An 11,742-nucleotide genomic window follows, 5' to 3' on the forward strand; every position below is an offset into this window, starting at 1 on the left:
CCAAACAGGTCACCATCACCGCTGGCGCCCTCGACGCCACCCACCTCCTCAGCCACCACCCGGATCTCAGCGAGGCCGTGAAGGGACACCGGGAAGGAGCGCTTCTGCCTGTCTTGTCAGGGACTCAGGCCTGGGAGGGCGCTGTGGTGCTGCGGCGGACGACGAGCCGTGGGGTCATGGTGGTCTGCACGGCGTGTTCACGCCGGCCTTCGACACGCTCGATGAGCAGTCGGGCCGCGCTCACGCCCATGCCGCGGCCGGCCTGGTCGACGCTGGTGAGCTGCACGGTGGCGAGGTCGGCGACCGCGGTGTTGTTGTAGCCGACGATGGAAACGTCCTCGGGGACGCGTAGCCCCAGTTCGTGGGCGGCGCGCCAGACTCCGAGTGCGGCCACGTCCGCGCCGGCCATGATGGCGGTCGGCCGGGACTCGCTGCTCAGCAGGCTCATGCCGGCCTTGTAACCGCCTTCGTCGGAGTATGCGGTCCGGTAGATGTGCGTCGTGTCGGCGAGTCCGTGGCGGCCCATGGCTTCGGTGTAACCGTTGGCCAGGACGATTTCCGGAGTGCGTGCCCATTTGCTGGTGCGGGTTCCGGGGGCTGAGACGAGGGTGATGTCCCGGTGGCCGAGGGACACCAGGTGATCGACGACGAGGGCGGCTCCCGCGGCATCGGCGTCGACCACGGAGTCGTGGCGGGGAGAGGGATCGTGGTGGCCGATGACGACGGTCGGCGTCGTCTCGGCCAGGGCGAGGACCTCGGCGCGAGCCACACCGGGGGCGATGAGGATCATGCCGTCCATCTGGCGGTCGGTCATGGCCTTGATGGTCTTGCTCTGCGCGTCCGCGCCGAAGCCCGCCGCGCCGATGAGCACTGTGTACTCGCTGTCGTGCAGTTCGTCGCGTACGCCGTCGAGGATGTCGGCGAAAAAGGTGTTGCGGATGTTGTCGAGAAGGACGCCGATCGTGTAGGTCCGGCCTCGCATGCCGCGCGCCGCGGCCTGCGGCCGGTAGTCGAGTTCGGCGATGGCGGCACGTACCTTCTCCTGCATGGCGGCACTGACTCCGTAGGCATTGCGCATCACCTTGGACACCGCGGCCGTGGACACGCCGGCGTGCTGTGCGACGTCCGTGATCGTCACGCGCTTCTTGCGTGCTGATCCCTGCTGCATGCGGTATCTCCTCCGAAGCTCCTCTGCTGTAGACAACGGTCTACACGATAGAGGTACTGACCGGCTAGACGCGGATCGCCTTTCCTCTCTGTTACGGCTCGATGTCTTGACTGGTGTCGAGGCTGCGTGCACTGTGGTGCGCATCCGGAGTGGAGAACGTTATACAACACCTCCGTTCTCCGCCTGTAGGCCTTCGCCGAGCGCCTCCGTTCAACGATGACAGGGAGCCATGCTGTGAACACCGACTCGTCTGCCGCCAGAAAGGCCCGCCTCGCCGGGATGACCGCAGGTGCCGCCGCGATGGTCGTTCTCGTGTCCGCCTGTGGGGGGACAGGAGGCGGCTCCGCCGCGTCACCGAAGAACTTCAGCTACCTGAGCGTCACGGAGAACACCACGGTCAGGACCGCACTGACGACGCTGTCGAAGGGAGCCTGCAAGGCGGCGCAGGACGCACAGCCGTTGAAGGTGGAGACGGTTCCGCAGGCGAGCCTGGACCAGAAGCTCCAGCTGCTGGCCGGCCAGAGTGCGCTGCCCGTGCAGTTCGCGGCGGGCAACGCGCCCGCGCTCACCCAGAAGCTCGCCGCCTCGGGCCAGGTCGCCGATCTGGAGGCCAAGCTCAAGAGCCTGGGCGTGTACGACCAGCTTGAGCCGGCTGCCGTCTCCACGATCAAGGCGCTGTACGGCGGGAAGCTCGATGTGCTGCCGTACGAGTACAACATCGAGGGGATCTTCTACAACAAGAAGACCTTCACCGACAACGGCATCGCCGTGCCCGGGACATGGGACGAGCTCGTCGCCGCCGCGGCCAAGCTGCAGGCCAAGGGCATCCAGCCGTTCTCCGCCTCCGGCCAGCAGGGCTGGCCCCTGACCCGTCTGCTCAGCGGCTACCTCTACCGCAGCCTCGGCCCCGACGCCCTCAAGGACGTCGCCGACGGGAAGGCCAAGCTGACCGACCCCGCGTATGTGAAGGCCGCCCAGGAGATCGCAGGCCTCGGCAAGAACGGGTACTTCGGCAAGGGCGTCGGGTCCATCGACTACGACACCTCTCTCAACCAGTTCCTGACCGGCAAGGCCGCCATGCTCTACATGGGCAGCTGGGCGCTGTCCAACATCGCGGATCCGAAGCAGGACACGATCGGCGCCGCGAACGTCGGCTTCATGCCCTTCCCCGCGGTCTCCGGCGGCAAGGGCTCGATCGACCAGTACCCGTCCAATGTGGGCCTCGGCATCACCCTCAATGCCAAGTCCTTCGACAAGAAGACCGGTGACTGGGTCTCCTGCATCGCCAAGAACTACGGCAGCACGGCTCTGAAGGACCAGGGCTCCATCTCCGGCTTCAAGGTCAACACCCCGGTCAAGGCTGCCAACGAGGTCAGCGGCCAGGTCCGCGACACCATCAGCTCCTCGAAGCAGAACGTGCTGTGGTTCGAAGCCCTGTTCAGCACCAAGGCCACCACCGTGAGCCAGACCAACGCGGCCGGTCTGGTCAGCGGCAGCATCAGTCCGCAGAAGTTCATGCAGACCGTCCAGGACGCCCTGTCCGGCGAGTGAGGCGGCGGGCTGCTCGGGAACCGCTTCCCGGGCAGCTCGCGGCACGTCCGTAGCATCTTCAAGAACGGGACTTCTTCCATGCATCGCGTACTGGGTGACCGCAAGGCGGTCCTGATCCTGCTGGGTCCCGCCCTGCTCGTCTATTCCCTGGTCATGCTGGTGCCCATGGTGTGGTCGTTGGGGTACTCCTTCACCAAGGGCAGCACCATCGAGGGCTTCACCGGCAACGGCCTGGGCAACTTCCACCACCTGCTCACCGACCATGCCGTGCGCGACGCCCTGTGGTTCACGCTCAAGTACGCGGTCGCGGTCACCGCCGGCCAGGTCGTGGCCGGCTATCTCCTGGCCCTCCTGTACGTGTTCTTCCTCAAAAAGGCGTCGGCGCTCGTCCGTACCCTCGTGTTCTTCCCCGTCGTGCTGCCCACGGTGGCGGTCGGCCTGCTGTTCCAGAAGCTCTTCCAGGTCGCCCCGCAGACCGGCCCGGTCAACTCCCTGCTCAACGCGGTCGGTCTGGACTCCGTCGACTGGTTCAGCAGCGCCGGCCACGCCTTCTGGGTGCTGATCATCATGGACGTCTGGCGCTCCATGGGCTTCTACGCCGTCCTTCTCTTCGCGGGGCTCGTCGACATCCCCGAGGAGGTCCTGGAGTCCGCGCGGCTCGACGGCGCCTCCGGCGTGCGGCTCGTCCGCCACATCGTGCTGCCGATGTCCTTCCCGGTACTGATGTCGTCACTGATCTTCAGCATCAACGGCACCCTGAAGGCCTTCGACTCGATCGTGGCGCTCACCAACGGCGGACCGGGCAACGCGACCACGCCGCTGACCCTGTACATGTTCCAGACGTCGTTCACCTACGGCGACTACGGGTACGGAAGCACCATCGCCCTGCTGCTGACCGTGGTGTGCCTGTTGGTGACCCTGGTGGTCTTCCGCCTCTCGCGACGCGACCTCACGGAGAGCTGAACCATGGCCATCGACACCTCCCTCAAATCGTCCGGGTCCCGCCGCGGCGGAGGCCCTGCGCCCACGGCCGGAAGCCGCCGCCCGCGACGCCGCCGACCGGGCCGCCTCTGGGTGAAGGCCGTCGTCGCACTGCTGCTGGTGATCGAGGTGTATCCGCTGCTGTGGATGTTCCTCACCTCGCTGAAGTCCAACAGCGACTACCTCAACAACTCCACCTGGAGCCTGCCCACGCACTGGGAGTGGAGCAACTACAGCGAGGCCTGGACGACCGGCAACATCGGTCTGTACATCCGCAACAGCCTCCTGGCCGTGCTGCCCGCACTCGCCCTCATCCTGCTTCTGGGCACGGCGGCCGGCTTCGCCCTGCAGATCATGGTCTGGAAGGGCCGCAACCTCACCCTGCTGATCTTCCTCGCGGGCATGATGGTGCCCGCCCAGATGATCCTGCTGCCGCTGTTCACCGTCTACTTCCAGACCGGGCTGTCCGGCACTCTGTGGCCCCTGATCCTGACCTACACCGGAACGGGCCTCCCGCTCACGGTCTTCATGATGGCCACGTACTACAAGACAGTCCCGCGGGAGCTGTTCGAGGCGGCCACGATCGACGGCGCCGGCATCCTGCGCGCCTTCTGGACCATCAGCCTCCCCATGGTCCGCAACGCCGTCCTCACCGTCGGCCTCGTGCAGTTCTTCTTCCTCTGGAACGACCTGCTCATCGCGCTGACCTTCACCAACAACCAGGACCTGCGCACCATCCAGGTCGGCCTGCTCAACTTCACCGGCGACTTCGGCGCCACCCAGTACGGCCCCCTGTTCGCCGCCATCTGCATCAACGTCTTCGGCACCCTGGTGATCTACCTCTTCCTCAACCAGAAGGTCATGAAGGGACTCACCTCCGGAGCCGTCAAGGGCTGACGACCGCACCCCCCGCCACCAGCCCCCCGTTTCCATGGAAGGCCCCCACCTGTGTCCTCTCAGCCTGCCCCGGTCACCTTCGAGCACCTGCCCGACGGCCTCGGCATCGGCGTCTCCGAGCCTCGCGTGTCCTGGACCCTGCCCGCCGACACAGGCCCCCAGATCGCCTACGAGATCGAGACCGTACGTGACGGCGTGACCGAGCGCACCGGCCGTATCGACGGCTCCCGGCAACTCCTCGTACCCTGGCCCGGCCGCCCGCTCGCCTCCCGCGAGCAGGCAGTGATCCGGGTACGCGTGTGGACGGCCGATTCCGGACCCTCCGCGTGGAGCGATCTACGTGCGGTGGAGGCGGGGCTTCTCGAACCGTCGGACTGGAGCGCCGTACCCGTCGGCGCCGCCTGGCCCGAGAACCCCGGCAGCGACCGCCGCCCCGCCCGCGTCCGCAAGGACTTCACCCTCACCGCCCCGGTGGCCCGGGCCCGCCTCTACGTCACGGCACACGGCCTGTACGAGGCGGAGATCAACGGCCGGCGCGTCGGCGACGACATCCTGTCCCCGGGCTGGACCGTCTACGACCAACGCCTGCGCTACTACACCTACGACGTCACCGCCCACCTCGTCCAGGGCGCCAACAGGATCGGCGCCTGGCTCGGCGACGGGTGGTACCGCGGCCACATCGGGTTCGACGGCGGCCATCGCGACCTCTACGGCAGCGACCAGTCCCTGATCGCCCAGTTGGAGGTGCTCCACGACGACGGCTCCACGACCGTCGTCGTCACCGACGCCACCTGGCAGGCCGCCTTCGGCCCCGTCCTGTTCAGCGGCCTGTACGAGGGAGAGACCTTCGACGCCCGCCTGGACGACCCCGCGTGGTCGATCCCCGGCACGGACACCGAGGGCGCGTGGACACCCGTGACCACGCACCACCGCGACCCGAGCACACTGACCGCCCCGAAGGGTCCCGCCGTCCGTTGCACCCAGATCGTCGGCCCCGTCACGGTGACGGCCAAGTCCGGCGGACGCCACCTGCTCGACTTCGGGCAGAACCTGGTCGGTCGGCTGCGGATCACCGTCGACGGACCGGCCGGCACCACTCTCACCCTGCGCCACGCCGAGATCCTCCAGGACGGCGAACTCGCCACCCGGCCACTGCGCGCGGCCACCGCCACGGACACCGTGATCCTGCCTGGCGGGCCCTTCACCTGGGAGCCGCGGTTCACCCTGCACGGCTTCCGCTATGCCGAGATCACCGGATGGCCCGGTGATCTCGGCGCGGATGCGGTGCGGGCCCGGGTGTACCACACCGACATGCGCCGTACGGGCTGGTTCGAATGCAGCGACCCGCTGGTCAACCGGCTGCACGAGAACGTGGTGTGGAGCATGCGCGGCAACTTCGTCGACATCCCCACCGACTGTCCGCAGCGCGACGAGCGCCTGGGCTGGACCGGCGACATCCAGGTCTTCGCCCCCACCGCGAGTTTCCTCTACGACTGCGTCGGCATGCTCGACTCCTGGCTGTCCGACGTCGCCGCCGAGCAACTGCCCGACGGTACCGTCCCCTGGTACGTCCCGGTCATTCCGGGCGGCCCGTACTGGACGCCGATCAGGCCCGGCGCCGCCTGGGGTGACGTCGCCACCCTCACGCCCTGGGTGCTCTACCGGCGCTTCGGCGACCTGGAACTGCTGCGGCGTCACTTCCCCATGGGCCGGGCCTGGGTGGACCTCGTCACGCGTCTCGCGGGACCGGACCGGCTGTGGGACAGCGGATTCCAGCTCGGCGACTGGCTCGACCCCACCGCGCCGCCCGACGACCCGGCCGCCGCACGCACCGACCGCCATCTCGTCGCCACCGGCTACTTCGCCCGGTCCGCCCGCCATCTGGCCCTCGCCGCCGGGGAACTGGGTGAGGACGCTCTTGCCGAGCGGTACGGCACGCTCGCTGACGAGGTGGCCGACGCCTTCCGCCGCCGCTACGTCCTGCCCGACGGCCGGATGAGCAGTGACACCCCCACCGCCTACGCGCTCGCCCTCGTGTTCGGGCTGATCGACGATCCTCAGCAGCGCCGGTCAGCCGGCGACAGGCTGGCGCACCTGGTGCTGGAGGACGACGCGCGGATCGCGACGGGATTCGTGGGCACGCCGCTGATCTGCGACGCCCTCACCGACAGCGGCCACGTCGACGTCGCCTACCGACTGCTGACCCAGACCGAGTGCCCCTCCTGGCTCTACCCGGTCACCATGGGCGCGACCACCATCTGGGAGCGCTGGGACAGCCTCCGCCCCGACGGATCCCTCAACCCCGGCGGGATGACGTCCTTCAACCACTACGCCCTGGGCGCGGTGGCGGACTGGATGCACCGGGTCGTCGCCGGCATCGAGGCCACCCGGCCCGGCTACCGCACCCTGCGGTTCCGCCCGCGTCCCGGCGGCGGCATCACCTGGGCCCGCGCACGCCACGAGACGCCGTACGGCACCGCCGCCATCTCCTGGGAGCAGACGGAGACGGGCCTCGGCGCGCGGGTGGTGATACCCGCCGGCTGCGAAGGGATCGTCGAGCTGCCAGGGTGCGCGCCGGTCACCCTCGCAGCGGGCGAACACCGGCTGCACACCGGGGATCTCGAACGAATCGCGGCCTGAAGACCCGGCCTGGCCACTGCCCTGTGCACAGCGGTACCTGAAGCCGTAGCACCGGGCGGTCCACCGCCAGGCCGAGGGGGGCAACGGCGCCGGGACGTCCTGACCCGTCCCGGCGCCGTCCTCCACCGCACCGCCCGAGCGAGGGGAGCCCGCCGCATGAGTGATCACCTCGAAGCGGCTGCGCACAGCGTGCCGCAGCTGTCGGCCGGCACGCTCGCCCAGGTCGGCCGCCGTGTCCTCGAGGACACGGTTCCCCCGCACACGCACGACTTCTTCGAGATCGCCGTCGTCCTGCAAGGACACGGGCGGCACCAGTCACTTGACGGCACGACCCGGCTGTGCAGGGGCGACGTGATGCTCGTACCGCCGGGCGTGCCGCACTCCGCCGACGGCTGCCGGTCCCTGGCCGTCTTCCACTGTCTCTTCCGCTCCAGCCTGCTCGAACACGAACTGTCCTGGGCACGCACCGATGCCGTGCTCGGGCGCCTGCTCCTGGACGAGGCGACAGCACAGCAGCGCACGCGAGCACTGCATGTGCGGGTGCGCGAGCCCGATCTGCAGGCAGCCACCGAGCACCTCGGCGAGATGGCCGCCCTGCACGGCCGCTGCGCCGCCGAGCACCGGGCCGACGTCGTGGGACGCCTCTCCCTGCTGCTGGGGATCCTGGCCCGGGCCGCGAACGACACCGGGGCGGAACCCGAAGCCGTGCCGGCACACCCCGCGGTCACCGACGCACTGCGCATCCTGGACGCCGAGCTGACACGGGAGTGGACGCTCACCGACCTCGCCGACGCCCTGAGTCTGACTCCCAGTTACCTGTCGCGACTGTTCAAGGGGCACACCGGAATGCCGCCCATGGCCTATCTCGCGCGGCGGCGGGCCGAAGCCGCGGCAGATCTGCTGGCACGCACGGACGCCACCGTCGCCGACATCGCGCAGCGCGTCGGCTGGAGCGATCAGAACTACTTCGCGCGCCGCTTCAAGGCCCACTTCGGCAGGAGCCCGTCCGAGTACCGACAGGACCTTCGCATGCCCACGCAGCGGAGCTCCCGGCTGCGTGCCCACCACGCGAACTGATGTCAATTTCATGCTAGTTCAGGGCAAACAAAGGCTAACTGGTATGTACCGATGCATTACATGCTGACCGGCAGAACGCCGGCGCAGCGCCGGCCTCTTCGCGCAAGAAGGAGCCGCAGATGTATCGCAGCCGCGTGCCCGACCTCGGACGGGCCCGCCTTCTCCTCCCCGTAGCCGTGTTCGCGCTCTGTGGAGGCCTCCTACAGACACCCGCCGCGTCCGCACACGCCGACGGAAAGCCGTACCCGGCGGAATGCCCCTGGATGAACACCGCCAAGAGCGCCGGGGACAGAGCACGCATCCTGCTGCAGGCCGGCACGCTGGACCAGGAACTGCGCTGGCTGGTGGAACAGCCGGCGAACCAGCCGGCGACCACGACGTTCGGCGGGACCACCTATCCCGCCCAGCTTCCCTGCACGCCGAACGTCACGTACACGGACGGACCGGATACGGTTCGCGGCTCGTCCGGCGTCACCGCCTTCCCCGCGCAGATCGGCCTGGCGGCCACCTGGAACACGGATCTGGCCTACGCCAAGGGCAAGGCCCAGGGCGACGAGGCCTTCCGCAAAGGCAAGAACGTCGTGCTCGGTCCCGGAGTCTCCAGCGGGCGCACACCGCTGGCCGGACGCACGCCCGAATACCTCGGCGAGGACTCCCTGCTCGGCGGCACGCTCGCCGCCGCCCAGACCAATGGCCTGCAGAAGGGGAATCCGGACCGGCCCACCATGGCGGTCCTCAAGCACTATGTCGCCAACGAGCAGGAACTCGACCGGCTGGCCAGTTCCTCGAACCTCGACGAGCGCACCCAGCACGAGGTGTACGACCTCCCCTTCGAGGTGGCGATCGACGGCAGTTCCCCAGGCGGCGTCATGTGCTCCTACAACCAGATCAACGGCACCTACGCGTGTGAGAACCCGCTGCTGACGGACAACCTCAGGAAGCAGCTCGGCTTCGACGGCTACGTCGTGTCCGACTTCTTCGCGGTCCACTCCACCAGCGCATCCCTCAAGGCCGGCCTCGACCAGGAACTCAACCGGCCCCTCTACTACACCCCCGACAAACTCAAGGCCGCCCTGAACGCCGGCGAGATCAGCCGCAAGCAGATCGACGAGGCCGCCTACCGGGTCGTGAAGGCCTACATCAAGGCCGGGCTCTTCGACCATCCGTTGCCCGCGACCCCCGAGGGTGACGTGTCCACGGCCGCCCACAAGCAACTGGCCCGGAAGATCGTCACCGACGGCTCGGTCCTGCTGAAGAACCAGGACGACATCCTGCCGCTGTCGGCCAAGGCGAGGAAGATCGCCGTCATCGGCCCGACGGCGTCCAACACCGCAACCAACGGCGTCAGTGCGAGCACGGTCTGCGGCATGTCCGGCTTCGGGGCCGGCTTGTGCACCAACCCCGTGGCGCCCCTGGACGCCATCACCGAACGCGCCGCCAGGACGGGCGCGACCGTCACCTACAACAACGGCGCCGACCCCGCAGCGGCGGCTGCGGCCGCCGCGGACGCCGACGTGGCCATCGTCTTCGGCTACAGCAAGATGGGTGAAGGCTCCGACCGCACGAACCTCAACCTGGACGGCAACGGTGACGCCCTGATCTCAGCTGTGGCCGCCGCCAACCACAACACCGTCGCCGTACTGGAGACCGGCAGCGCCGTCCTGATGCCCTGGCAGAACGACGTCAAGGGCATTCTGGAGGCCTGGTACCCCGGCGAGCAGCAGGGCACGGCCATCGCCCGTCTGCTGTGGGGTGACGACAACCCCTCGGGCAGACTGCCGATGACGTTCCCCAAGTCCCTCGCGGACCTGCCCACCCAGACGGACGAGCAGTACCCCGGTGTCTTCGCCGACGGCAGCACCACCAGAACGGCCGGTGACACCAGCATCCGCCAGGTGAACTACTCCGAGGGCCTCGCTGTCGGCTACAAGTGGTACCAGGCGAAGAACATCGCGCCGCTCTACGCCTTCGGCCACGGCCTGTCCTACACGTCGTTCTCCTACCGCGACCTCACCGTGCAGGCCACGAAGCAGGGCCTCCAGGTCAGCTACGAGGTGACGAACACCGGCCGGCGCACCGGCACGGACACCGGACAGGTCTACGTGACGCTACCGAAGTCCGCGGGCGAGCCGAGCAAGCGACTCGTGGCCTTCAAGCAGGTCGAGCTGCGTCCGGGACAGCACAAGCAGATCAAGGTCACGGTCACCCGCAGCGCCGCCGACCACCCGCTGTCCGTATGGGACACGCGCAAGGGCGCCTGGGCCACCCCGTCCGGGACCTTCACCGTCGAGACGGGATCCTCCTCGGCGGACCTGCCGCTGAAGAAGACGATCACACTTCCGTAGACACCTTGCCGGCGGGGTGGTCCTTGTCCGTCGACAGAACCACCTCGCCGGCGGTCCCCATGCTCCGCCCCGTACGTACCGTCTGCCGGGACATGACCCGTCACCGCGGTCCGGGACCTGTCCGAGAAGCATGTGTCCGCACCGGCGTAGGGCCGCCAGGGCTCAGGGGCAGCCGAAGGCGGCGACGGCATCGACGCGCAGTTGGAACAGGACACGGCGTTCGTCGCATCCCGGTTCGCGCAGCGGGTACGAGCCCTGTTCGCCGGTATGCTCAGGGTGCGTATCCAGTCGTGGTCAATCGGTAGGACTCGCCCTCGGGCCGGACCTGGAGCGGTGGATCTTCCCGCGTGACGCGAGTGCAACCGGCGGACGAGGAACGGGAGTTCATCGAGCCGTACCTGCCGGTCGGCGAGAACGGCCCGTACCCCGAGCGGCTGCGGCAGCAGTTCGAGGGCATCATCCGGCGGTTCAAGACCGGTGGACGGTGGCGGGAGACACCACGGAAGCCCGACGCCTGGCCGACGGTCCACAACCGCTTCCGGCAGTCGCGTGACCGGGTGTCTTCGAGACCCTGCTGGAGGGTCCGATCACGGAAGCGGCGAAGCGGGGTGAGACGGACCTGCTCTTGGCGAGCGTCGACTCCACCACCGCACGGCCTCACCACGACACAGCGGGGATGCACGGCACCGGCGCACAGCAAGGCTGAAGCCCCCCTTCCCGGGCGCTCCGGGGACGGAGGGACATGACGCCGGCTGCGGCTGTCCGGCCGCCTCGCTCTTCGGCACCGCCGGAGGTGCCGTCCCCTGGAATGTCCGCGAGAAGCGCGCAAGATCTTCCGTCCGTGGTCATTTTCACGCGTCGGATCTCGGCGCGGACGTCCCCGGCCGGCAAGCGGAAGTCGTCAATCCGATGTGTCAGCACCAGACGAACAAGGGGGGTGTTACCGCTCGGTCTTCGCGGCTCCTCCACGAGAGGCCCGTGGATCCCGGCCCCGAGGCGCCCCCCGCCGGACGCCCTCCGCAAGGACGGCGTCGATGGCAGAGCCGGTTGCTGCAGCGCCCCTGTCGTCGACGCAGGCGCCGA

At 68.6% G+C, this 11,742-nt stretch carries 7 protein-coding genes and 1 pseudogene; 7 read left to right on the top strand and 1 reads right to left on the bottom strand.

The window, feature by feature from the left end:
* Positions 1 to 124: 124 nt before the first annotated feature.
* On the bottom strand, positions 125 to 1,168 hold the full coding sequence (locus ACFWPS_RS40620) for a LacI family DNA-binding transcriptional regulator (RefSeq protein ID WP_383715350.1): 1,044 nt from the start codon (positions 1,166 to 1,168) through the stop codon (positions 125 to 127).
* Between the two features lie 234 nt (positions 1,169 to 1,402).
* Here ACFWPS_RS40620 and ACFWPS_RS40625 point away from each other — a divergent pair, with 234 nt between their 5' ends.
* From ACFWPS_RS40625 to ACFWPS_RS40655, 7 genes and pseudogenes are all read left to right on the top strand, one after another.
* Positions 1,403 to 2,719, top strand: a complete 1,317-nt coding sequence (locus ACFWPS_RS40625) for an ABC transporter substrate-binding protein (protein ID WP_383715353.1) — start codon at positions 1,403 to 1,405, stop codon at positions 2,717 to 2,719.
* 78 nt (positions 2,720 to 2,797) lie between these two features.
* Positions 2,798 to 3,682, top strand: coding sequence for a carbohydrate ABC transporter permease (locus tag ACFWPS_RS40630; RefSeq protein ID WP_383715355.1), 885 nt, complete (start codon positions 2,798 to 2,800; stop codon positions 3,680 to 3,682).
* Positions 3,683 to 3,685: 3 nt separating this feature from the next.
* Positions 3,686 to 4,597 (top strand): carbohydrate ABC transporter permease, encoded by a 912-nt coding sequence (locus ACFWPS_RS40635; protein ID WP_383715358.1) that lies wholly within the window; start codon positions 3,686 to 3,688, stop codon positions 4,595 to 4,597.
* A gap of 51 nt (positions 4,598 to 4,648) precedes the next feature.
* The gene (locus ACFWPS_RS40640; protein ID WP_383715361.1) at positions 4,649 to 7,237 is read left to right on the top strand and encodes a family 78 glycoside hydrolase catalytic domain; all 2,589 of its coding nucleotides are present in this window, start codon (positions 4,649 to 4,651) and stop codon (positions 7,235 to 7,237) included.
* Between the two features lie 156 nt (positions 7,238 to 7,393).
* Positions 7,394 to 8,314 carry an AraC family transcriptional regulator gene (locus tag ACFWPS_RS40645; RefSeq protein WP_383715364.1) on the top strand — a complete coding sequence of 307 codons (921 nt, stop codon included), beginning with the start codon at positions 7,394 to 7,396 and terminating at the stop codon, positions 8,312 to 8,314.
* A 119-nt stretch (positions 8,315 to 8,433) separates the two neighbouring features.
* Positions 8,434 to 10,659, top strand: coding sequence for a beta-glucosidase (locus tag ACFWPS_RS40650; protein ID WP_383715366.1), 2,226 nt, complete (start codon positions 8,434 to 8,436; stop codon positions 10,657 to 10,659).
* Between the two features lie 347 nt (positions 10,660 to 11,006).
* Positions 11,007 to 11,338 (top strand): annotated as a pseudogene (locus ACFWPS_RS40655) (transposase); the annotation flags it as partial.
* Positions 11,339 to 11,742: the final 404 nt, after the last annotated feature.

Origin of the sequence: Streptomyces sp. NPDC058457, assembly GCF_042720695.1 — a bacterium.
GTDB lineage: Bacteria > Actinomycetota > Actinomycetes > Streptomycetales > Streptomycetaceae > Streptomyces.

Coding starts and splice junctions, on each gene's coding strand:
- ACFWPS_RS40620 (WP_383715350.1), bottom strand. CDS start 1,168: ATGCAGCAGGGATCAGCACGCAAGAAGCGCGTGACGATCACGGACGTC.
- ACFWPS_RS40630 (WP_383715355.1), top strand. CDS start 2,798: ATGCATCGCGTACTGGGTGACCGCAAGGCGGTCCTGATCCTGCTGGGT.
- ACFWPS_RS40635 (WP_383715358.1), top strand. CDS start 3,686: ATGGCCATCGACACCTCCCTCAAATCGTCCGGGTCCCGCCGCGGCGGA.
- ACFWPS_RS40645 (WP_383715364.1), top strand. CDS start 7,394: ATGAGTGATCACCTCGAAGCGGCTGCGCACAGCGTGCCGCAGCTGTCG.
- ACFWPS_RS40650 (WP_383715366.1), top strand. CDS start 8,434: ATGTATCGCAGCCGCGTGCCCGACCTCGGACGGGCCCGCCTTCTCCTC.